Origin of the sequence: Bradyrhizobium sp. IC3123 (assembly GCF_020193625.1) — a bacterium.
Lineage (GTDB): Bacteria > Pseudomonadota > Alphaproteobacteria > Rhizobiales > Xanthobacteraceae > Bradyrhizobium > Bradyrhizobium yuanmingense.
Genome location: NZ_JADYVF010000011.1, coordinates 112,476 through 135,028, shown reverse-complemented (window position 1 = coordinate 135,028; position 22,553 = coordinate 112,476). Strand labels below are relative to the sequence as shown.

General features: G+C 66.9%; 21 protein-coding genes and 1 riboswitch. Of the genes, 11 read left to right on the top strand and 10 right to left on the bottom strand.

The features are described 5' to 3' along the window. Positions 1-2 precede the first annotated feature (2 nt). From I6F20_RS28915 to I6F20_RS28895, 5 genes are read right to left on the bottom strand one after another with little or no spacing between them, the layout of a single operon-like run. Positions 3-632 (bottom strand): precorrin-8X methylmutase, encoded by a 630-nt coding sequence (locus tag I6F20_RS28915; protein ID WP_036005374.1) that lies wholly within the window; start codon positions 630-632, stop codon positions 3-5. Further along, positions 632-1,795: a precorrin-3B synthase gene (gene cobG / locus I6F20_RS28910; protein ID WP_225128907.1), complete on the bottom strand. Its 1,164-nt coding sequence runs from the start codon at positions 1,793-1,795 to the stop codon at positions 632-634. The genes I6F20_RS28915 and cobG overlap by 1 nt, the downstream gene beginning before the upstream one ends. After that, on the bottom strand, positions 1,792-5,040 hold the full coding sequence (gene cobN / locus I6F20_RS28905) for a cobaltochelatase subunit CobN (protein WP_225128906.1): 3,249 nt from the start codon (positions 5,038-5,040) through the stop codon (positions 1,792-1,794). The genes cobG and cobN overlap by 4 nt, the downstream gene beginning before the upstream one ends. Beyond that, a complete protein-coding gene (gene cobW, locus I6F20_RS28900) occupies positions 5,040-6,089 on the bottom strand; it encodes a cobalamin biosynthesis protein CobW (protein WP_225128905.1) in 1,050 nt (349 codons plus the stop codon). Before cobW ends, cobN begins: the two co-directional genes overlap by 1 nt. Further along, positions 6,086-6,460, bottom strand: coding sequence for a DUF1636 family protein (locus tag I6F20_RS28895; RefSeq protein WP_036005458.1), 375 nt, complete (start codon positions 6,458-6,460; stop codon positions 6,086-6,088). The genes cobW and I6F20_RS28895 overlap by 4 nt, the downstream gene beginning before the upstream one ends. Before the next feature lie 95 nt (positions 6,461-6,555). Continuing rightward, positions 6,556-6,777: riboswitch (cobalamin riboswitch) on the bottom strand. A gap of 40 nt (positions 6,778-6,817) precedes the next feature. On the opposite strand from I6F20_RS28895, the gene cobO reads away from it, so the two are divergent. Next, positions 6,818-7,453, top strand: a complete 636-nt coding sequence (cobO, locus tag I6F20_RS28890; RefSeq protein WP_057029997.1) for a cob(I)yrinic acid a,c-diamide adenosyltransferase — start codon at positions 6,818-6,820, stop codon at positions 7,451-7,453. 5 nt (positions 7,454-7,458) lie between these two features. Continuing rightward, positions 7,459-8,907, top strand: a complete 1,449-nt coding sequence (locus I6F20_RS28885; RefSeq protein WP_225128904.1) for a cobyric acid synthase — start codon at positions 7,459-7,461, stop codon at positions 8,905-8,907. Here the strand turns inward: I6F20_RS28885 and cobD are convergent. Both cobD and cbiB read right to left on the bottom strand, forming a co-directional pair. Next, positions 8,896-9,861, bottom strand: coding sequence for a threonine-phosphate decarboxylase CobD (gene cobD / locus I6F20_RS28880; protein WP_225128903.1), 966 nt, complete (start codon positions 9,859-9,861; stop codon positions 8,896-8,898). The genes I6F20_RS28885 and cobD overlap by 12 nt on opposite strands. Before the next feature lie 11 nt (positions 9,862-9,872). Further along, positions 9,873-10,814 carry an adenosylcobinamide-phosphate synthase CbiB gene (gene cbiB / locus I6F20_RS28875; RefSeq protein WP_036023485.1) on the bottom strand — a complete coding sequence of 314 codons (942 nt, stop codon included), beginning with the start codon at positions 10,812-10,814 and terminating at the stop codon, positions 9,873-9,875. A 120-nt stretch (positions 10,815-10,934) separates the two neighbouring features. Here cbiB and cobU point away from each other — a divergent pair, with 120 nt between their 5' ends. The 5 genes from cobU (at position 10,935) to I6F20_RS28850 (ending at position 16,700) form a co-directional block, all read left to right on the top strand. After that, positions 10,935-11,438, top strand: coding sequence for a bifunctional adenosylcobinamide kinase/adenosylcobinamide-phosphate guanylyltransferase (gene cobU, locus I6F20_RS28870; RefSeq protein ID WP_225128902.1), 504 nt, complete (start codon positions 10,935-10,937; stop codon positions 11,436-11,438). Beyond that, on the top strand, positions 11,435-12,217 hold the full coding sequence (cobS, locus tag I6F20_RS28865; protein ID WP_036005415.1) for an adenosylcobinamide-GDP ribazoletransferase: 783 nt from the start codon (positions 11,435-11,437) through the stop codon (positions 12,215-12,217). Before cobU ends, cobS begins: the two co-directional genes overlap by 4 nt. Positions 12,218-12,221: 4 nt before the next feature. Next, positions 12,222-12,854: a 5,6-dimethylbenzimidazole synthase gene (bluB, locus tag I6F20_RS28860; protein ID WP_036034966.1), complete on the top strand. Its 633-nt coding sequence runs from the start codon at positions 12,222-12,224 to the stop codon at positions 12,852-12,854. Between the two features lie 121 nt (positions 12,855-12,975). Next, the gene (locus I6F20_RS28855; RefSeq protein WP_036023477.1) at positions 12,976-14,010 is read left to right on the top strand and encodes an ABC transporter substrate-binding protein; all 1,035 of its coding nucleotides are present in this window, start codon (positions 12,976-12,978) and stop codon (positions 14,008-14,010) included. Continuing rightward, entirely contained in the window at positions 14,007-16,700 is a 2,694-nt protein-coding gene (locus tag I6F20_RS28850; protein ID WP_225111816.1) for a hybrid sensor histidine kinase/response regulator, read from the top strand. Before I6F20_RS28855 ends, I6F20_RS28850 begins: the two co-directional genes overlap by 4 nt. Positions 16,701-16,888: 188 nt before the next feature. On the opposite strand, the gene I6F20_RS28845 is transcribed toward I6F20_RS28850, so the two are convergent. Then, complete coding sequence (locus tag I6F20_RS28845) at positions 16,889-17,365, bottom strand: hypothetical protein (protein WP_225111815.1); 477 nt, start codon at positions 17,363-17,365, stop codon at positions 16,889-16,891. Positions 17,366-17,774: 409 nt separating this feature from the next. Beyond that, positions 17,775-18,704 carry a LysR family transcriptional regulator gene (locus I6F20_RS28840; protein WP_225111814.1) on the bottom strand — a complete coding sequence of 310 codons (930 nt, stop codon included), beginning with the start codon at positions 18,702-18,704 and terminating at the stop codon, positions 17,775-17,777. A 128-nt stretch (positions 18,705-18,832) separates the two neighbouring features. Between I6F20_RS28840 and I6F20_RS28835 the strand changes: the two genes are divergently transcribed. Then, on the top strand, positions 18,833-19,771 hold the full coding sequence (locus I6F20_RS28835; protein WP_225128901.1) for a ring-cleaving dioxygenase: 939 nt from the start codon (positions 18,833-18,835) through the stop codon (positions 19,769-19,771). Next, positions 19,768-20,394 (top strand): alpha/beta hydrolase, encoded by a 627-nt coding sequence (locus tag I6F20_RS28830; RefSeq protein ID WP_225128899.1) that lies wholly within the window; start codon positions 19,768-19,770, stop codon positions 20,392-20,394. The genes I6F20_RS28835 and I6F20_RS28830 overlap by 4 nt, the downstream gene beginning before the upstream one ends. 40 nt (positions 20,395-20,434) lie before the next feature. On the opposite strand, the gene I6F20_RS28825 is transcribed toward I6F20_RS28830, so the two are convergent. Further along, a complete protein-coding gene (locus I6F20_RS28825; RefSeq protein ID WP_225128897.1) occupies positions 20,435-21,409 on the bottom strand; it encodes a magnesium transporter CorA family protein in 975 nt (324 codons plus the stop codon). 192 nt (positions 21,410-21,601) lie between these two features. Here I6F20_RS28825 and I6F20_RS28820 point away from each other — a divergent pair, with 192 nt between their 5' ends. Continuing rightward, a complete protein-coding gene (locus tag I6F20_RS28820; protein ID WP_225128895.1) occupies positions 21,602-22,003 on the top strand; it encodes an arginase family protein in 402 nt (133 codons plus the stop codon). Then, a complete protein-coding gene (locus tag I6F20_RS28815; RefSeq protein ID WP_225129008.1) occupies positions 21,934-22,512 on the top strand; it encodes an arginase family protein in 579 nt (192 codons plus the stop codon). Before I6F20_RS28820 ends, I6F20_RS28815 begins: the two co-directional genes overlap by 70 nt. Positions 22,513-22,553: the final 41 nt, after the last annotated feature.

The window sequence follows — 22,553 nt, the reverse complement described above, 5'->3', positions numbered from 1 at the left end:
GGCTATTCGCTCCGGCTTGCCAGCGCGTTCACGGCAGCAACCGTGATGGCGGAGCCGCCGAGGCGGCCTTCGACGGTGAGCGCCGGTGCCGGCGGATCGGCCATCAGCGCGGCCTTGGATTCGGCCGCGCCGACGAAGCCGACCGGACAGCCGATGATCGCAGCCGGCCGCGGGCAGTCGCGATCCTCCAGCATGTTGAGCAGATGAAACAGCGCGGTCGGTGCATTGCCGATCGCGATGATCGCGCCATCAAGATGCGGCCGCCACAGCTCCAGGGCCGCGGCCGAGCGCGTGTTGCGCATAGACTGCGCCAGCGCGGGCACGGCGGGATCGCCGAGCGTGCAGATCACGGCATTGGCCGCGGGCAACCTCGCGCGCGTAATGCCTTCGGAGACCATGCGCGCGTCGCACAGGATCGGCGCGCCCTTCTGCAAGGCCGCGCGCGCGGCAATCGCCATATCAGGGGTGAAACGGATATGCGCCTCGAGGCCGACCATGCCGGCGGCATGGATCATCCGCACCACCACCTGCTCCTCGTCCGACGTGAAGCGCGCGAGATCGGCCTCGGCCCGGATGGTGGCAAAGGATTGCCGGTAGATCACAGCGCCGTCGGTCTCGTAGGTGTGCGGCATCAGTTCCCTCCGACCAGGATGGAGGGATCGCTGACGATGTCGGCGCCGTTCAGCCCGCGCAGGACCGGCGCGTCGCGGGTCGAGCCGTCGCGGACGAGATCGAACCCGGCGCGCGTCGCAATCAGGGTAACCGCAGCCGCGCCGGAATGGGCGCAGCCCTTGCCGCAGCCGGAGACGTGGAGTCGCGCGTCGGCGGGGATGCGCGGCGCCAGCGCCGCGGCCAGCGCGCGCGTATCGGCATGGGCCTCGCGGCAGCGCGGCGCGCCGCTGCAGGCGATGACGCGCAGCGCCGGATCATGGGGCCTGGTGATGAGCCCCGCCGCGCTCGGCATCTCGCGCTTGCCCTCGCTCAGCACCATCCGCCAGGGCGTCATGCGCAGCGCATGGCCGCAAGCAGAGAATTGATGCAGCGTCGCGTGCAGCATCTGCCCGAACGCCACCCCGACCATTGCGCCTTGCGGATAGTGCCCGGGACGCACCGCGGCCATCACCGGCGCAGGCTCGGTCTCGCCGCGCAAGGATTGAGGCAACACGGCGCCGGATGCGATGTGGGCTGCCATGCGCCCTCGCCCGCCGTTTGCACCGCCGGAGATGATGAACCAGCTTGCGAGCGCCAGCGCCGCGCTCACGGCCTGTCCGCGTTCAACGGAACGACCGAGCTTGGCGCCATCGGCCCGCACCAGGAGACCGCCCGAGCGGTCGCGCTCGATGCGGATGTCGGCGGAATCGCCGGCGAGAACACGCGACCGCCCGTCATCGATGGCGAAGCCGAACTTGGTGGGAAGCGCCAGGCCAGAATCGGCAAGCGCCTCCTCGAGCTCCGCGGCGAGCGACTGCGTTTCGTCGCCGTTGCTCCAGAACGGCGTCACCAGGATGTTGCGCCTGGCTTCGATGTCGGCGTCGGGATCGAGCAGCGCCAGTTGCGCCAGACCATCGAGCAACGGCCGATGGCCGTCCTCCTGAACGCCCCTGATCTGCAGATTGGCCCGGCTCGTGACGTCGATTAGACCGTTGCCGAAGCGCTCGGCGAGTTCCGCAAGCCCGGAGATTTGTGGTGCTTCAAGGCGTCCCCCGAACGGACGCACGCGCACCACGAGCCCGTCGCCCGATTGCATCGGGCGCAGCGCGCCGGGACACCAACCCTTGACCGTGGTCGCGCTCATGAGGCCTCCCGCAGCGCCGCTGCAATCGAATTGCGGCGGGTTCGCCAGAGCGAGGCTTCGCGCAGGCGCGTGAAGCAGGTTTCCATCGCGGCGAGTGCGGACGGATTTTCGTGCGCCATGAAGGCGCGGACGTCGTCGTTGCCGAGTGTCGCGTCGTAATAGAGGTCGAACAGATGCGGCGGCACCGCGCCGGCGAGATGCGCGAAGGCGGCCATGTGCTCCAGCGTCGCGGTGATCTCGGCGGCGCCGCGGAAACCGTGGCGCATCATGCCGGAGATCCAGGCCGGATTGGCCGCCCGTGCGCGAACGACGCGCGAGATCTCTTCCGTCAGCGTGCGCGCATGCGGCTCGCCGGGCCGCGTCGCATCGAGGTGATAGAGCGACGGCACGCCTGCGCCGAGGTTCGCGGCTGCCGCGGCGATGCCTGCCTCATGCGCGGCATAGTCGGCGGCCAGCAGCAGATCGGTTTCGGGCAAGTCCTGGACATGGACAAAAGCATCGGCGGACGCGAGACGCTGTTCGATACCAGCGCGATCCGGCTGCATCGCGCCATCGGCAGAGAACGCCCAGGACGATGCCGACAGCCACGCTTCGCCTGCGGCCTCGCGCGTGTCCGGCGTGAAGGCATCCGGGATAGCCGAGAGGCCGACGCCGTATTGTCCCGGCCGCGGCGCGAACACGCGGGACGCACGCTGGCGATAGGGATTCTCATCGCCCTCGTCCTCGCGCGCGGCGAGCGCCTCGGCGGCGGCTTCGAACAATTGCCCGAGCCCCGCGAAGACGTCGCGGAACAGGCCGGATACCCGCAGGGTGACGTCGATGCGCGGACGGCCGAGCTCGGCCGGCGCGATGATGTCATAACCGGTGACACGGCCGGAAGCGTGATCCCAGCGCGGCGCAAGGCCCGCCAGATGCAGCGCCATCGCAAACTCTTCGCCTGCGGTGCGCATGGTCGCCGACCCCCAGAGATCGATGACGAGGCCCTTCGGCCAGTCGCCGTGATTCTGCAGATGACGGCGCAACAGCTCTTCGGCGAGTTTTATCCCCTGCGCATGCGCCGACGGCGTCGGCACCGCACGCGGGTCGACGGCGAAGAGGTTGCGCCCTGTCGGCAGCACATCCTGACGCCCGCGATACGGGGAGCCCGACGGCCCGGGGGCAACGCGTTTTCCGGCGAGCACGGAACGCAATGCATCGCGCTCCGCTTCGCCGCAGGCACCGCGGCCGAACACGTGCAGGCCATCGCCGAACTGGCTCTCCTTGAGGTCGCAGACGAAGCGGTCGATCCGCGGGATGGCTTCGGCCGGTGCGGCCATTGCATCGAGGCCGAGATCGTCTTCGAGACCCGCCGCCCGCGCCTCGTCACGGATCGCCGCGATCAGCCGCTGGCGGCGCGCGGGATCGAGACCATCGGCGGTCGAATATTCGTCGAGCAGGCGTTCGAGCCGGCGCAGGCCCTCCGGCACCGCGGATGTCTCAAGCGGCGGCGGCAGATGGCCGATCGTGACCGCGCCGATGCGCCGCTTGGCCTGCGCGGCCTCGCCGGGATCGTTGACGATGAAGGGATAGATGACGGGGAGATCGCCGATCAGCGCTTCCGGCCAGCACGCTTGCGACAGCGCCACGGATTTTCCGGGCAGCCATTCCAGCGTGCCATGTGCGCCCATATGCACGACAGCATCGCAGCCTTGCTGCCTGAGCCAGAGATAGAATGCGACATAGGCGTGGCGCGGCGTGCAGGCGAGATCGTGATAATCGGCATCGCGCGAGGCCGCGTCGCCGCGCTCGGGCTGAACCGCAATGACCGACCGGCCGCACGCGATGGCGGCGAAGTGGAACGCACCATCGCGGCAGCTCGGGTCGTTTTCCACCGCGCCCCAGGCGCGCGCGAGATCGTCCTGCAAGGATTGCGGCAGGCGCGACAGCCCCGCTCGATAATCGGCGACGCCCCAAGTCAAACTCTGCTTCAACAGTGTCTCGCCGAGCGCATCAACCGGCGCAACGTCGAAGCCGACCTCAGCGACATCGGAAATCAAAGCCTCGACCGACGCCAACGCATCAAGACCAACGGCGTGCGCGATCTGATGCGGACGGCCCGGATAATTCGAGAGCACGATTGCCAACCGCTTCTCGCCGGCGGGCTTCTCCGCGAGGCGACGCCAAGCCGCGACGCGCATGGCAACGGCGTTGACGCGCTCTTCGTCGGGCCTGTGCGCTAGATGCGCGAATTGCAGATCGGGATCGCGCTGACCGGCCGATTTGAAACTCACCACGCCTGCGAACAGGCGGCCGTCGACCTCCGGCAGCACGACATGCATCGCGAGATCGCCGGGCGACAGGCCACGCAGTGATTCCGCCCAATCTTCGCGCCGCGCCGTCGAGAGCGCGACCTGGAACACCGGACAGAATGCGGCATCGAACGGCGTCGTGCCGTCATCGCCAAGGGCCGAGAACGCCGTCGCATTGACGATCGCCGCCGCAGGATGTTGTGCCAGATGCGCGCGCAGCCAGTCGGCAGCGCCCGGCGCCTTCAGCGAGGTGACGAACGCGCCGTAGGCGTCAAATCCCTTCTCGCGCAGCGCCGCAATCAAGGCGTCGACGGGCCCCGTATCGGCGGCGGTGAGATAGGAGCGATAGAACGTCACGAGTGCGCGCGGCTTGCCCTCGCCGCCCGCCGGCGCGGCAATGACGCCGCGCGCGGGATCGTAGAAGCCCATCTCGGGCACGGTCATCTCGCCGATGACCGGGCCGGCATAGAGGCCCGAGGCCAGCGCGAGCTGCGCGATCGCGGCTTGCGCGGCGACCGGACCACCGGTGTCGCAGAGCACCTTGAGCCGCCGCAGCGTCGAGACTGGCAGGGTCGAGTACGCATCCAGCCGCGCGTCGTCGCGGCCGTCCGCCGGCAGCACGGCGAGCACGATGTTGCGCTCTTGCGCGAGTTGCTGGAGCGCCGCAAGCCCGTACGCCCAATAGGATTCCCCGCCGATCAGGCGCACCATTATGCCGCGCGCCTGCGACAGCGTGCGCTCGATATAGGTGTCGACCGACAGCGGATGACGCAGCTCCGCGAGATTGGCCAGCCGCAGCGACGGCAGGCTGCCCCGACCGCGGCGCCAGCCGGCCGCAAACGCGGCCAAATCGGAATCCGAATACGAGAGCACCACGAGATCGGCCGGGTCCTGGCCGATGTCTCTTGGCGTCGCGGTCTCCTCGAGACCGCGGCTCTCGCGGAAGACGACGTGCATCAGATGCCAGATCCTGAAAGACCAAGTCCTGCCTTGATGGCGGCCTCGTCGATATCGCCATGTTCGCCGATCACGACGAGCTTCGACTGTCTGAGACCCGCGCCCCAGGGCTTGTCGAACTGATGGCGCACCCGCTCGCCGACCGCCTGCAACAACAGGCGCATCGGCTTGCCAGCGACCGCGATGTACCCCTTCGCCCGCAGCACGTTCTGCTCGCGCGCCAGTTTCTGGACCGATGCGACCAGCGCGTCGATGTCGGCGACCTCCGGAAGGTCAATCACGACCGAGGCAAAATCATCGTGCTCGTGCTCCTCCTCGCCGTCATGATGCGATGGCCGCGCGGCGAGATCATTCTCGGCGGCAGCGCCGAGGCCGAGAATGACGCGCGCATCGATCGCACCGTCGGTGACCGGCAGCATCGGCACGCGGCGCGGCATCTCGGCGGTGATCGCCGCTTTTGCGGCTTCGATTCCGGCTGCGCCCGCAAGATCGGCCTTGGTCAGCAGCACGATGTCGGCGCAGGCGATCTGGTCCTCGAACACTTCCGACAGCGGCGTTTCGTGATCGAGATTGTCGTCCGCCGCGCGCTGCGCTTCCACCGCAGCCGGATCCGGCGCGAAGCGGCCGGCGGCGACAGCCTCGGCATCGGCCAGCGCGATCACGCCGTCGACCGTGATGCGCGAGCGGATCTCCGGCCAGTCGAACGCCTTCAGCAGCGGCTTTGGCAGCGCCAGGCCCGAGGTCTCGATCAGGATGTGATCGGGCCGCACCGGGCGCGCCAAGAGTTGCTCCATGGTTGGAATGAAATCGTCGGCGACGGTGCAGCAGATGCAGCCATTGGCGAGCTCGACGATGTTCTCCTCCGGGCAGTTCGCATCGGCGCAGGCCTTCAGGATCTCGCCGTCGACGCCCTCGCTGCCGAACTCGTTGACGAGCACCGCGAGCTTCTTGCCGCCGGCGTTGCTGAGCAGATGCTGGATCAGCGTCGTCTTGCCGGAGCCCAGGAAACCCGTGACGACCGTAACCGGGACTTTTGCGAGCGAGTTCATTCAGCGGCCTCCGGCACGACGGTAACAGGGGGAATACGGGCAAGCGACTGCTTGCGGAAGATTTCGGGACGGCTGCGCCAGGGCACGATTCCGTCGGGCGCCGCCGCGTAGGCCGCAGCACCTGCGACCACGTCCTGCGCATTCGCATCGGACAGGCGGCCATAGACATAGGACCAGCGGCCGGGCGCGCTGAGCGCGACCGAGCAGCCCTGGCTGCACGCCGACAGGCATTCGACGGGAACCACGCTGACGCCCTCGGGCACGCCGGCCTCGAGGATCGCGCCATGCAGGCGCTTGCCGGGCGTCGTCTCGCCCTCGCCGAGCGTCTGGCCGGCGCGGCAGGTGATGCAGACATGAAGTGTGACGGTCATCGCCTCTTCCAGATAACAGCGGGAGGCGATGAGGCGCACGGACCATTCTCCAGAAAGGCCCGCTTCCCCGTCGCGGAACACCCCGTCCGCCGGTCCAAAACTCGTCCGCGCTGGCAGGTCTCCCGGCTTGCGGAGCAGGGTTTTGGCCCTTCGATCCCCGCCTTCCCGATCCCAAAAGGAATCAGTGGCTTCGGGCATCTCTCCGGTCACGGTCGCGGGGGCGGCTGCATTTTGGACCCAAATCTTTGCAGATTCGGACCCTATCGCATTCCCTCTTCGCCTGTCATAGGACAGGAACCAACGCCAGGCCACCATTTGCCGGTGGCCGCCACTTGTCAAGCCGAAGGACCGGGACCGATGACGCCTGAACCGGAAACCCACACGACCGAGGAAACCGACGCCCGCCACGCCGCCAAAATGGCGAAGAAGAAGGCCGCTCGCGACAAGATCATGGCGACCAAGAGCGGTGAAAAAGGCCTGATCATCGTCCACACCGGCGCGGGCAAGGGAAAATCCTCCTCGGCCTTCGGCATGATCGTCCGCTGCGTCGCGCATGGCTTTCCTTGTGCGGTGGTGCAATTCATCAAGGGCGCCTGGGATACCGGCGAACGGCGCCTGCTCACCGGCCATTTCGGCGAACTCTGTCAGTTCCACGCGATGGGCGAAGGCTTCACCTGGGAGACCCAAGACCGCACCCGCGACATCGCTGCCGCGCGCGCCGGCTGGGAGAAAGCCAAGGAGCTGATCCTCGACGAGCGGCTGCGCATGGTCGTGCTCGACGAGATCAACATCGCGCTGCGCTACGACTATCTCGACATCGCCGAAGTCGTCGATTTCCTGACGACGCAAAAGCCTGCGATGACGCATGTCGTGCTCACCGGGCGCAACGCCAAGGACGAGCTGATCGAGATCGCCGACCTCGTCACCGAGATGACGCTGGTCAAGCATCCCTTCCGCTCCGGCATCAAGGCGCAGGCCGGCGTCGAGTTCTAGCTTCAATGGCACGCGCATTGATGATTCAGGGCGCCGGCTCGGACGTGGGCAAGTCGCTCATCGTCGCCGGCCTCGCGCGCGCCTTTACGCGCCGTGGTCTGCGCGTGCTGCCGTTCAAGCCGCAGAACATGTCGAACAACGCCGCGGTCACCGTCGATGGCGGTGAGATCGGCCGCGCCCAGGCGCTGCAGGCCCTCGCCGCCGGTGTCGAGCCGCACACCGACATGAACCCGGTGCTGCTCAAACCCGAGACCGATGTCGGCGCGCAGGTCGTGGTCCACGGCAAGCGCATCGCGACCGCACGCGCGCGCGACTACGCGGCGATGAAACCGTCGCTGATGGGCGCGGTGCTGGAGAGTTTCGAACGGCTGAAGGAGCGCGCCGATCTGGTGCTGGTCGAAGGCGCCGGCAGCCCGGCCGAGGTGAATTTGCGCAAGTCCGACATCGCCAATATGGGCTTTGCCCGCAAGGCGAATGCGCCGGTCGTGCTGGTCGGCGACATCGACCGTGGCGGTGTCATCGCCCAGCTGGTCGGCATCAGGACGGTGATCGACCCCGACGATGCCGCGATGATCTCTGGCTTCGTCATCAACAAGTTCCGCGGCGATCCCACGCTGTTCGACGACGGCTACAGGCTGATCGAGCAAAAGACCGCATGGCGCGGCCTCGGCGTGCTGCCCTGGTTTCCGCGCGCCGGCGAGCTGCCGGCCGAAGACGCGCTCGGCCTGCGCGATGCGCGCAAGCCGGGCCAATGCAAGATCGCCTGCCTGGCGCTATCGCGCATCGCCAATTTCGATGATCTCGATCCGCTCAAGCTCGAGCCGGGTGTCGATCTCGTGATGGTGCGTCCGGGCGAAGCCATTCCCGGCGATGCCAGGCTCGTGATCATCCCTGGCTCAAAATCCACCCGCGGCGACCTCGCCTTCCTGCGCGCGCAGGGCTGGGACGTCGACCTGTTCGCGCATTACCGCAGGGGCGGCCATGTGCTTGGCCTCTGCGGCGGCTATCAGATGCTGGGACGCAGCGTCGCCGACCCCGAAGGCATCGAAGGACCTGCGGGCGACACGCCGGGCCTCGGGCTTCTCGATGTCGAGACGGTGATGAGCCCGCAAAAGACCCTCACGCGCGTTACGGCCGTGCATGCCGCGACGGATCAGCCGATCCAGGCCTACGAGATCCACATCGGCCGCACCGACGGCCCGGATCACGCCCGCCCCTTCGCCAAGCTGGACGGCGAGGCGGAAGGCGCGATCTCGCGCGACGGCCGTGTGCAGGGCAGCTATCTGCACGGCCTGTTCACGTCGGATGATTTCCGCAAGGCATACCTCGCCAAACTCGACATTCCCGCGGGCGACGAGCCCTATCGCGCCAGCGTCGAGAGCGCGCTCGAGGCGCTGGCCGATCACATCGAAAAGCATCTCGACGTCGAAGGCCTGCTCGCGCTAGCGCGCTAGGGCCTCGGCAAGGCGCGTCCATTCGGCTTCGCTGCCGGGGAGCCCGAGGCGCAGCCATGTCGGCTGTTGCGCGAACACGCGGGACCAGATGTGGCTGCGCGCGAGCCTCTCCTGCGCAGCCACCGCGTCGGCCGTTTCGTACAAGCGAAACAGCGGTGTGCCGCCGATGAGCCGCCAGCTTCGCGAATGCGCCATTGCATCGAGGCGAACACAGTCGCGCGCGAGCCGCGCCGACGTCGCCTCGGCCCAAGTCTGATCGCGCAAGGCACGACAGCCGATTTCGATCGCCGCGCCCGAAACAGGCCATGGACCCGACACGGCGGCAAGCTTGTCGATGTCGGCGGCATGAGCGATGGCGAAGCCGAGCCGCAGGCCGGCCAAGCCATAAAACTTTCCGAACGACCGCAGGATCAACAGTCCCGGCCGATCCGCTTCTGGTGCAAGCGACGATTGCGGATCGGCATCGGAAAAGCTCTCGTCGACGACGAGACGGCCGACGCGGGGCAGCAGCGCGAGCAGATCCTGTGGCGCAGAACGCCGGCCATCGGGATTGTTAGGATTGACGACGATGGCGAGATCCGCGCCCGGCAGCGCGCCAAGCTCTCCGACTTCCTGCACCTCCCAGCCTGCGGCAGACAGCACGCCGGCATATTCATTGTAGGTCGGCGCGAGAATACGCGCGCGACCGGGCCGCGCAAGTTGGGGCAGCAATTGGATCGCAGCCTGCGCGCCGCCAAGCGCAACGATGGGCGCGCCGGTGCGGTACGCGTGCCCTGCGGCCCGATGCAGGGCCTCGATCTCGGCGCGTGATGGCAGCGCGCTCCACGCGCGCGCGCTCACCTCGCCCACGGGATACGGCAGCCGGTTGATCCCGGTCGACAGATCGATCCAGTCCTCCGCGCGTCCGCCAAAACGCTGCTGGGCCTGGTCCAGATTTCCACCGTGCTCGCGCATGCCCCGTTGTTTCACGCGAAAGCCAGGATCGCAAGCAGGCCTGCGACCAGCAGCATGGCGCGGCGATAGACCGTCAGCGCCTCGACGATGTCGGCGGCGCGCGGATCGCGCGCGCCTTCGTTCAGCCAGGGCTCTTCGGTCGCGCTGCCGTGATAGATGCGGGGACCGCTGAGCCGCACACCGAGTCCGCCGGCCATGGCCGCTTCCGGCCAACCGGCATTGGGCGAGCGATGCCGGCGCGCATCGCGCGTCATGCAGGCCAATGATTCCGACCGCTGCGGTGCCAGCAGCACGAACAGGAATCCGGTCAGCCGCGCCGGGACGAAATTGGCGACGTCGTCGATGCGCGCTGCCGCCCAGCCGAAGGCTTCGTGGCGTTCGCTGCGATGGCCGATCATGGAGTCCAGCGTGTTGATCGCCTTGTAGCCGAGGATGCCGGGCAAGCCCAACAGTGCGCCCCAGAACACCGGCGCCACGATGCCATCGGAGGCGTTTTCGGCAAGGCTCTCGATCGCCGCGCGCGCGATGCCGGCTTGATCGAGGCTTGCGGGATCGCGGCCGACGATGCGCGAGACCGCTTCGCGCGCGGCGGCGACGTCGCCGGCCAGCAAGGGCGTGGCCACGGCAGCGACATGATCGTGCAGCGAGCGCAGCGCGACCAATGGCCAGGCCAGGATGCCAATCAGCACGATCTGGATCCAGCCCGAAGGAAGCAGTGATTGCAGCGCCCAGCCGAGCGCCGCGGAGAGCGCGATCACCGCAAGCGCGCCGGCGACGCCCGCGGCTCGGCGCAACGCCGGCGGATCGGACGCGCGATTCAAGGCGGTGTCGATGCCGGCAATCAGCCCGCCCAGCCAGGTGACGGGATGCCCGATCCGCGCGAACAGCCACGCCGGCCAGCCCAGAAGGGCATCCACCGCCATCGCCACCACCATCGCGCCCGCAAAGTCCACATCCAGCTCCTGTCCCGCCCCTGTTGCGCAAGACGGCGGCCGAGCGCAAGCCCCTCGCTGCCTGATTTCGGCTTTGTCTTTGGCCGCGTTTGATGATTAGTGCTGCGGCAGGAGACCTTTATGGCCATCATCTTGATCACCGGCGGGGCGCGATCGGGCAAGAGCACCCGGGCGGAGGCGCGCGCGCGCAGCTTTGCCGGCCAGCCCGTCTACGTCGCGACGGCCGAGGCGCTCGACGGCGAAATGCAGGAACGCATCGCAAGACATCGCGCGCGGCGCGGAGCCGATTGGCTCGAGCGCGAGGTGCCGCTCGATCTCGTGCCCGCGCTGCTCTCGACCGAAGGTGGCGGCGCGAGGCTGGTGGACTGCCTGACGCTGTGGCTCTCAAACCTGATGCATGCGGCGCGCGATTGGGAGCGAGAGGTGAGAGAGCTCGCCGACACGCTGCCCCGCCTCAACAGCCCCGTCGTGCTCGTCACCAACGAGGTCGGCCTCGGCATAGTGCCCGACAACGCGCTGGCGCGCAGCTTCCGCGATGCCGCCGGAATCATGAACCAGATCATTGCCGGTGTCGCCGACGAGGTCGAGTTCGTCGTCGCCGGCCTGCCGTTAAAGCTGAAATGATCCCGCGCGCCGAGCACCTCAAGGACATCCTCGCCGATCTCAAGATGGCGACATCGTTCGTGACGATCCTGCCGGTGGCATCCTCGAAGCCTGCGGGCGACGGCGCCGTTGCGCGGGCAATGTGGGCGCTGCCGGTCGCGGGACTGCTGGTCGGCCTCGCCGGCGCCCTCACTTACAAGATCGCCATTCGCTTCGGACTGACGCCGAGCCTTGCCGCCCTCCTCGTGCTAGCCACGACCGCCCTCATCACCGGCGCGCTGCACGAGGACGGACTTGCCGACACCGCGGACGGCCTCGGCGGCGGCCGCACGCGCGAGCGCAAGCTCGAGATCATGCGCGACAGCCGGATCGGGACCTATGGCGTCTGCGCCCTGATCCTATCGTTCGGCCTGCGCTGGAGCGCGCTTGCGACGATCGCAAATCCATGGGCCGTCATGCTCGCGCTGTGCGCGGCGCACGTTGCTGCCCGTGCCGGCCTGCCGGCCTTCATGTCGCTAGTCCCGTCGGCGCGGCCTGATGGCCTCTCTGCCGGCGCCGGGGCGCCGCCCGGGCGCAGCGTGGCCATCGCCTTCGCGCTTGGAACGCTTGCGCTTGCCCTGACGTTGGGGCCGGGCAAGGCGCTGGTCGGCCTGATCCTGCTGTCACTGGCCGGCCTGCTGCTGGCGCGGCTTGCCATCCGCCAAATCGGGGGGCAGACCGGCGACATCCTCGGCGCGTTCGAGCAGACGGGCGAGATCCTGATCCTGCTGGTGGCGGCGTCCTTCCAAATGGGGCGATGACCTCATGGTCGAGTTCGACGATAGCTTCCGCCAGCACTTACGCGAGCTGTTCGTGTGGCGCCGCGACGTGCGCCGCTTCCGCAGCGATCCGCTGCCGGAGGGGGCGATCGATCGCCTGATCGAGACCGCCTGCCTCTCGCCTTCGGTCGGCCTCAGCCAGCCCTGGCGCTTCGTGATCGTCAATGATACTGCAACGCGCCGCGCCGTGGTCGAAGATTTCAGGACGTGCAATGCCGACGCGCTGAGCTGCTACTCCGGCGACCGCGCCGCACGCTATGCCACCTTGAAACTGTCCGGCCTCGAGCAGGCGCCCGGCCATCTTGCCGTGTTCGCCGACAAGGGCAGCGACATCGGCCACGGCCTCGGCCGCGCGACCATGCCTGAAACGACGGAATATTCCGTGGTCGCCGCCATCACCGCGATGTGGCTCGCTGCCCGCGCCGAGGGCATCGGCCTCGGCTGGGTGTCGATACTGAACCCTGCGCGCATGCACGCTGTTCTCGACGTGCCTGACAGCTGGAAGTTCATCGCCTATCTCTGCATCGGCTATCCCGAGATCGAGTGCGACCGGCCCGAGCTGGAGCAGGCGAAATGGGAGCAACGGCGCAGCGCGGACGCGTTCACGCTGCGGCGCTAGGCCGCCGGGCACCAGATCGAAAGCCTGCGAACGAACATTCACATGCGCCTTTCGCCGATTGTGGGCACCCCGCTTTCGCGCTAAGCATCGAGCAAAGCAAGGCGATCGTGCAACTTAGTCCATGACGGGGCGATCTTTCGTTTCCTCGGCGGTCAATCGCCGCGGCTTCATTCGCCTCGCGACTGCGTCGGTCGCGGGATGGATCGCGCTCGGCGCAACCGACAATCGCATGCGGATCGTCGCCTCACTCACCGCATTGCCGCTCGACGACGAGCTGACCAGACGCGGCATGATCGACAGCGCAAGCTCTCGCCTGGGCAACCTCGTCGCCGGCTTGCGGCAGCGCGGCTGGGTCGAAGGCGTCAACTTCCGCCTCGAGCTCCGTTCCACCTTCGGCGCGCCGGACAGGTTGAAGATGGCCGTCCAGGAATTGCTCGACCTCCAACCGGACGTGATCCTGACGGGGTCGACGATCGAGACCGCCGCCGTCCTTGCCGCCACCAAGGCCATCCCGGTCGTGTTTGCGACCGCGAACGATCCGGTCGGCAACGGCTTCGTCGAAAGCCTCGCGCATCCCCGCGGCAACGCCACCGGCTTCACCAACAGCAGCGCCGAGATGGGCGGCAAGTGGCTCCAGCTGATCCGCGAGGCCGTGCCCGACGTCGCGCGGGTCGGCATCCTGTTCAACCCCGCGACCACCCCGCGCGGCGGACGCTTCTTCCTCGAATCGATCGAGCAGGAGGCTGCCGCATCCGGCGTCTCCGTGATCCCCGCGCCCGTCAACGCGCCCGCGGAGATCGACGACGCCGTCAAGCGCTTTTCCGAACTGCCCAAGGCGGCGATGGTGGCGCTGGTCGACAGCTTCCTCGTGGTCAACCGCAAGGCGGTGGTCGCGGCCGCCGCCAAATACCGCGTGCCCACGATCTATCCGTTCCATTACTTCATCGATGCCGGCGGGCTGATGAGCTACGGCCCAACGCTCGAGGTGCGCTCGGCCGATTACGTCGACCTGATCCTGCGCGGCACCAAGCCCGGCGACCTTCCAGTGCAATCGCCGCGCAAATACGAGCTGTTGATCAACCGCACGGTCGCCCGCTCGTTCGGCTTGACGATCCCGTTCACGCTGCTCGCGCGCGCCGACGAGATCCGCGAGTGAACGATCCCGGCGACCAGGAACCTTCGCGCACGCCTTCCGGCCGGCTGTTCAGGAAATATCTCTACTCGATCGTCGCCCTCGCCTTCGCCGCGCTCGCCATCAACACCAGCTTCGACGTCTGGTTCTCCTATCGCGAGCAGAAGCAGCTGCTGGCGGCGACCCAGCGCGAACAGGCCGCCTCCGCAGCGATTCAGATCGGCCAGTTCATCGGCCAGATCGAGAACCAGATCAGGTGGCTCGCGCGCCTGCCGCCGGAGCTGTCGACCCACGAGGACGAGCGGCTGAACGCCATCCGCCTCCTGCGCCTCTCGCCTGCGATCGCGGAGATCGCCCAGCTCAATTCGGAAGGCCGCGAGCAGCTGCGCGTATCGCGCCGGATCGCCGACAAGGTCGGCAGCAACGCCGATCTCTCCGCTTCAGCCGCCTTCCGCGGTGCCAATGACAGCCGGGCCTATTACGGTCCCGTCTATTTCTTCGGCGACACCGAGCCCTTCATGACGCTCGCCACGCGCGGCACCGGGCGCGCTCCCGATGTGATCGTCGCCGAGGTCAATCTGCGCTTCATCTGGGACCTCGTCACGGGAATCAGGGTCGGCAACACCGGCAAGGCCTATGTCGTCGACCGCATGGGCGTGTTGATCGCGCATCCCGATTTATGGCGGGCGCTCCAGCGCAGCGATCTCTCCGGCCATGCCGACGTCCGCGCCGCGCTCGACGGCATCGGGCCGCCTTCGGGCGGCCTCGTCAAGGAGGATCTCTCCGGCCAGCGCGTGCTGTCGACCTATGCGACCGTGCCCTCGCTCGGCTGGCTGGTGTTCGTCGAGCTGCCGCTTACCGAAGCCTACGCGCCGATCTATGCCTCGATCGGCCGCTCGACCTTCCTGCTCGTGATCCTGCTCGCCTGCGCGGTGCTGGTCTCGCTCATTCTCAGCCGGCGCATGACCGTGCCGATCCAGCTGCTGACCCAAGGAGCCAGGCGGATCGGCAGCGGCGACCTCAACTCGCGGCTCGCGATCAAGACCGGCGACGAGCTGGAGGCGCTCGGCGAGCAGTTCAACCGCATGGCGGCGCATTTGCGCGAATCCTACGCCACGCTCGAGCGCAAGGTGATCGAGCGCACCTCCGAGCTGGAGAAGGCCCGCGACCACGCGCTCGCCGAGCACGACGCCGCCGAGCGCGCGCGCCGCGCGGCGGTCGCGGCCAATGAGACCAAGTCGCGCTTCCTCGCCGTCGTCAGCCATGAGTTGCGCACGCCGCTCAACGGCGTCATGGGCGTGCTGCAACTCTTGGACGACGGCAGCCTCAGCGAGGCCCAGCGCCGCCATCTTGCCACCGCGGCGGCGTCGGGCGAAACGCTGATCGCGCTGGTCGATGCGGTGCTGGAATATGCGCGTCTCGAGGCCAGCACGGAAATGCTGGAGACGCGCGACTTCCGTCTCGACCAGTTGATCGAAGCCGCCGGCGACCTGATGCGTCCGCAAGCCCTCGACAAGGGCCTGAGCTTCGATCTCGCCTGCGATGACACGGTCGACACCGCCGCGCATGGCGATCCCGTCAGGCTCAACCGCATCCTGCTCAACCTGATCGGCAACGCGATCAAGTTCACCCCGAGCGGCGGCATCGGCGTGAGCGCGGCAACCGAGCGGCGCGGCGATCACCTCCTGCTGTGCATCATCGTGCGCGACACCGGCATCGGCATCGCGCCCGGGCTGCACGAGCGGATTTTCGAGGATTTCGTCCAGGCCGACGACAGCATCGCGCGTCGCTTCGGCGGCACCGGCCTCGGCCTTGCGATCGCGCGCCGTCTCACCCGCCTGATGCGCGGCGAGCTCAAGGTCGAGAGCGCGCCCGGCGCGGGCAGCACGTTCACGCTCGAAGTGCCGCTCGGGCTTGCCGGAAGCAGCGTGGCGCAAGGCGCGCTTGCGCCGCCGTCGCGGCAGCTCCGCGTGCTTCTGGTCGACGATGACCCCGTCAATTGCGAGGTCGGCGCAGCGATCCTGCACCGGCTCGGCCACCACACGACGATCGCCAGGAACGGCGCCGCAGCCGTCGAGCTCGCCCGCGATCAGGCCTTCGACGTCATCCTGATGGATCTGCACATGCCCGACATGGACGGCGTGGAGGCGGCCTTCCGGATCGGCGAGCTCGGACTTGCCAAGATGCCGCGCCTCATCGCCGTGACCGCCGACGTCTCCGGCCGCGCCCGCGATCGGCTTGCCGGCGCCGGCATCGCCAAGGTCGTCAGCAAGCCGATCCTGGTCAACGCGCTGCGCGAGGCGATCGAGGATGATCTGGTGGCCGAGCCGGCAGCCGCGCAACGCCCGGCGACCGAACTGATCGATCGGCCTTTCCTCGACGACCAGCGGGAGCTGCTGGGCGCCGCGCAAATCGACAAGCTCCACCATCTGCTCCAGCAGACGGGAGAACGATTGATCCACGACATCGCCGACGCCGCGGCGGCGGGCGATCACAAGCACCTCGCACGATCCGCGCATCAACTTGGCAGCGCGGCAAGTGCGCTCGGCCTCGTCCGCCTGTTCGAGCGCAGCCGCGACGTCGAGCTGGCGGCACCCGCGATGTCACCTGCCGAACTCGACAGTGCCGCACGCGAACTCGCCGAGATTCGACAGGCGTCGATGCAAGCGCTGAATGATCTGCTTGAACCTGCCGGACAGCAATCTGTCAGCTAGATTTGCGCAGGTCGGAGCTCCCAAGCGTTCTCTCCTGCGGCACCAGCGGCTGGCCAAGCGGAAAGATCAATCCCACGACTCCAGCCGGTTCTTCAGCAGGTCGCCCGGCCGGCGCTGTGTTTCCGGCCGGGGCAGCGCGCCCCCCAAGAGATCAACCACCTTCGTGCGGGACCTGTTAGCATTCGCTATCACGAGCCCGAAGTTTTAACGACCAGCTTTATGTTGAGCAGGTTGACACCCTTGAATGGGTTCGGCGCGCTTTCGATGGTTCCCGTACCCGTTGCATTCGCGTAGGCACCAGTGCCCGACAGAATCGTGTATTCGCCCGTCGATTTGCCGTCTTTGGCCGATCCGGTGTAGCGCGCCGTAATCGAGCCTTCCTCGAACGTGTAAGTGCTATAGCCGAAGAAGGGGCCAGACCCTTTGAGCTGGTCCGAACTATTGATGAACTCTTTCACGCCGATACGGCCATCGCTGAAGACGGCCACTCCGAAGAATTTCCCGGACACGACCGTCTGTCCTTCAACGTTTGCGGCCTCTATGACCTTGAGGTCGAGCGGCTTGGTGACGAGCTTGAACTCGAGCACCCGCTCACCGGCTACGGCGGTTGACGCCGCGACGGCCAATGCCACACCAGAAAGGAAAAAGGTGAGAGACTTCCGCATAGCTTCCTCCTGCGCTTGTTGAAACCAAGTCGAGAAGTGCGGGCGACTCATCGAGCCAGGCTCTTCGCGGTGGCACGGAAGAGAGCCCTCGGCAACGCCCGACAGCGGCTGAACTCTCTCTGTCCTGAGGCGAAGTCGGGACGCGAATATGAGTCTCAAGCCACGGGAAGAAAGTTCAAGTCTCCGTTGCGATATAATCTTATCCAGCCACTGCGCGGGACTCTCAGCAGAGGCACAATCATCATGGCCTCTGCTGGTTGCCGGACTTCATCTTATCATTCGCGCAAGAGTAACTCCGAGGAATCACTGTCAACAACGCTGACAATGGGAGAACCCATGCCACTCACAATTTCAGCGGCAGAGTCCCTAGACTGGCGCTGCGAGCCGTTGCCCCGGCAGATTCGTGGCTTCACGACCCAGCCTCCGCACGTCTGCGCCCGCCAACTTCCTCATCCTCCCGCCCGAACCGCTCCACCAGAAAATCGATGAACAGCCGCACCTTCACCGACAGATGCCGCGTCGGCGGATAGACCGCATAGAGCGCTAGCGGCGGCGCGGAATAATCATCCAGCACTGTCCGCAACTCGCCTTTCCGCAACGCATCGGCCGCAATGAACTCCGGCAGCAGCGCGAGCCCCCTGCCCTTGACTGCGACGTCGCGCAGCACCTCGGCATTGTTGACGCAGAGCGACCATGCCGGCTGGATCCAGTGATCGCCGTCGCGGCCGGTGAGCTTCCATTGATTGCCCGTCAGCAGGAAGCCGTAGGTCAGCGAAGCATGCTCGCGCAAATCCTGCGGATGTTTTGGCGTGCCGTGCCGGGCGAGATAATCCGGCGACGCACAGATCATGCGCGCCACCGGCATGATCTTGCGCGCGATCAGGCTGGACGATTCCAGCTCCGCAATCCGCAAGGTCACGTCAAAGCCGTCCTGCACGGGATCGAGCAGATCGTCGCTGAGCACGATCTGGAGCTGCAGCTCCGGGAAGCGCGCCATGAAATCGGCGAGCACGGGCCCGAGGCGCATCGTGCCGAACGACATCGGCGCGTTGACGCGGAGCAGTCCCCGCGGCGCCGATTGCGCCTGCGTCACCGCCTGGTCCGCCGCCTCGATCTCCGAGAGGATCACGACCGCGCGCTCGAAATAGCGCTGGCCGTTCTCGGTCGGGCTGGCGTGCCTTGTGGTGCGGTTCAGAAGCTGGACCCCGAGGCTCTCCTCGAGGTCGGCGATGTATTTGCTGATCGCCGAGCGCGACAGCCGCAGCTGCCGGCCGGCCTCGGCAAAGCTGCCGCTTTCCACCACCTTCACGAAGGCCCGGAGGCTGCCGAGCTTATCCAAGGGATCGCCCCGTCGACTGTTTCCAAATCGTAGACATAGCCGTCATATTTGCATGGATTGTCTCCAATCTAAAGCGGAACGATATTTCCGGCCAGAGCAAGACCGCTCCCCGAACCTGGAGGACGACAATGTCTGGACTGCACCATGTCACCGCGATCGCCGGCGATCCCATCCGCAATTTCGGCTTCTACACGCGGGATCTCGGCCTGCGCTTCGTCAAGAAGACGGTCAATTTCGACGATCCCGGCACCTACCACTTCTATTACGGCGACGAGACCGGCCGCCCCGGCACCATCCTGACCTTCTTTCCGTGGGCCGGCGTCTCGGCCGGGCGCCGCGGCGTCGGCGAGACCCATCAGACCGCCTTCCGCGTTCCGCAGCGCTCGCTCGGCTACTGGACGCAGCGCTTCACCGAGAAGGGCATTCGGTACGAGGCGCTGGAGAAGCGCTTCGGCGAGTCCGTGCTGCCGTTCACCGATCCCGATGGCATGGCGCTCGCGCTGGTCGGCATCCCCGGTGCCGAGAACGAGCCGGGCTGGAGCAATGGCGACGTGCCGGCCGAGCATGCGATCCGCGGCTTCCACGGCGTGACCCTGCTGCTCGACAGCGCGGCGAAGACGGCGGCCATCCTCACCGACGTGTTCGGCTTCAAGGAGACCGGGCGCGAGGGCTCGGTGATCCGCTTCAAGGCGCCCGGCGATGCCGAGGGCAGCGTCGTCGACGTCTACGAGGCGAAGGGCTTTCTGCGCGGGCATCAGGGCGGCGGGTCGGTGCACCACATCGCCTTCCGCGCGGCCGACGATGCCGAGCAGGGCCAGATGGCCGAGAGGCTCGTGAGCAATCACGGCCTGCACCCGACCGAGCAGCGCGACCGCAACTACTTCCGCTCGATCTACTTCCGCGAGCCTGGCGGCGTGCTGTTCGAGATCGCGACCGACATCCCCGGCTTTGCCGTGGACGAGCCCGTGGCGAGCCTCGGGCGCGAGCTGAAGCTGCCTGCTTTCCTCGAACCGCACCGCAAGCAGATCGAGGGCGTTCTGCCGAATCTGGAAGAGACCGCGTCATGACCGAGACTGCATTCATCCATCGTTTCGAGCCCGCAGGCGACGCGGGCTCTCCACCTCTGCTGCTGCTGCACGGCACCGGCGGCGACGAGAACGACCTGCTCGGCCTCGGCCAGATGATCTCGCCCGGCTCTGCCCTGCTTTCGCCGCGCGGCCGCGTGCTCGAGCACGGCATGCCGCGCTTCTTCCGCCGTCTCGCCGAAGGCGTGTTCGACGAGGAGGACGTAGCTCGCCGCGCGAACGAGCTCGGCGACTTCGTCGCGGAGGCGCGGCAACGCTACGGCATCGCCGCGCCGATCGCGGTCGGGTTCTCCAACGGCGCCAACATCGCCGCGGCGCTATTGCTGCTGCAGCCTGACGTGCTGGCCGGCGCGATCCTGCTGCGCGCGATGGTGCCGTTGTCGGATCCGCCAAAGGCTGCGCTCGGCGGCAAGCCGGTGATGCTGTTGTCCGGCCAGGCCGACCCGATCGTGCCGGCGGGCAATTCGGCACGGCTCGCGGCGTTGTTGTCGGACGCCGGCGCGCGCGTCGATCACAAGGTGCTGCCAGCCGGCCACCAATTGTCGCAGGCCGATGTGACGCTGTCCCGCGACTGGATCAGCAAGGCGGACGCCAAGGCCGCATGATCGAGCAGCGGCGCATCGTTTGAACGATGCGCCGCTGCCATCACTCGAACCAGCCGCGCCGCTTGAACCAGATCAGCGGCAACAGGCCACTGGCGATGATTGCGAGCCAGGCCAGCGGATAGCCGAAGCTCCAGTCCAATTCGGGCATGTGCTTGAAGTTCATGCCCCAGATGCCGACCATGATGGTCGGCGGCACGCCGACGACTGAGACGATCGTCAGGATCTTGAACAGCTCGTTCTGCTGGATGTTGATGAAGCCGAGCACGGCATCGAGCAGCAGCTGGATCTTGTCCGACAATCGCGTCTCGTAATCGCTGAGCGAGACGACGTCCTTGGACACGGCTTCCAGACGCTTCTTCGAGGATGCCGTGATCCACTCGCTGCCGACGTCGCCGGCAAACGCGGCAACGCGGCCCACCCCGAGCAGGACATCGCGCGCCTTGGCGAGCCGGTCGGCCAGCTCGCCGACAGTCTCCAGGGCCTCCCGCATCCTGCGGCTGGAGCGCACCGGGCGCTGGGTGCGCACCAGCCCGCCCCTAAAGACACCGCGCGAGAGCTGGTCGACCTTGCCGCCGAGATGCTCCAGGACATCGGCGCCGCGATCGATCATGGCCTCGAGCAGGCTGACGAACACGCACATGCCGTTCTCCAGGCTGTCATCGGAGCCGATGCGCTTGCCGATGTCGTCGAAGATCGGCAGCTCTGCAAAGCGCACCGTCACCAGCACATGCGGGCCGATGACGAAGCCCACCGGCGTGATCTCGGCCTCGTCGGCCTCGGTGACCCGGACCGCGGGCGAACTGAGATAGAGCGTGCCGTGGTCGAAGATCAGGCGGCTCGACGCCTCGATCTCGCTGAGCGAGTCTTCCGAGGGAATGCGGATGCCGAGCAGCCGCTCGACGAACTGCTTTTCCTCGTCGGTACCGTTTAGAAGATCGGCCCAGATGACCTCCGTGGGCATTTCCGCGCCGATGCCGTGCCAGTCGTCGGACGGCCACCTGTAAAGTCTGAGCAAGAACCGAACTCCGTGGCCGCATCGTCATGCCGGATGGCGCCGCCGACTAACGCATGAGAGTTCCAGACGTTCAAGACCCTCCAAGTGACAGCGGCATTCCAGGGGACATCGAGATACCGACCGGAACACGGTCGAGCGAGGCACGTTGACGGACGCGCGGGTGATCCATGGATACGCGTAGTGCATCCCGAAATGACGACATTCCTGGGTGTTGAGGCCTGCGACCTGACCGCCCCACTGCCGGCGGCTGACGCGATCCTGTTCGGCGCGTCGGATGCCACCCCGTACCTCGCAGGTCAGACCAGCCATGCCCCAAGAGCGCCCGACGTCATCCGTCGCGCGCTGCGTCACTATGAGAGCGATCTCACCCGCTGGGATTTCGATCAGGACGCCGAGCTGCTCGATCCGAGCAAAATGAGGGTCTTGGACGGTGGAAACGTCCCGACCGACCCAATGACGCCGGAGAGCAACCGTGATGCCATCAGAGCAGCCACGCAGGCCGTCCTTCGGTCGGCGCCGTTCCGATCCTCCTGGGCGGTGATGATTCCGTCCCCATTCCTTTCTTCGAGGCGTTCCAGGACTGCAAGGGACTGACAGTCGTGCAGATCGACGCCCACCTTGATTGGCGGGATCAGCGAAACGGATCGGGCTATACCTTCTCCAGCACGATGCGGCGCGCCAGCGAATTGCCCTGGGTCAAGCGCATCGTGCAGGTCGGCTTGCGCGGCATCGGCGGCTCCGGTCGCGCCGAATTCGACGATGCAAAGGCGTGGGGCGCGAAGATCTTCACGGCAAGACATGTCCAGCGTCACGGGATCGAAAGCGTGCTCGGCGCGATCGAGGATGACGGCGAGTGCCTGATGACCATCGATTGCGACGGTCTTGATCCATCGGTCATCCCCGGCGTGCTCGTCCCACAGCCGGGCGGACTGTCTTATTTCGACGTTATCGACCTCATACGGGGTGTCGCGGCAAAGTCCAGAATAGTGGGCCTGGACATCGTCGAATTCGTTCCCGAGCGCGATGTGCAGAATCTTGGAGCGATTGCGGTCGCGCGGATCATCTGCAATGCGCTGGGTTGCATTGGTCGGCGGAACGTATAGCTGCTACCGCATATGAATCGTGGCGGCGACCGGTGCGCACG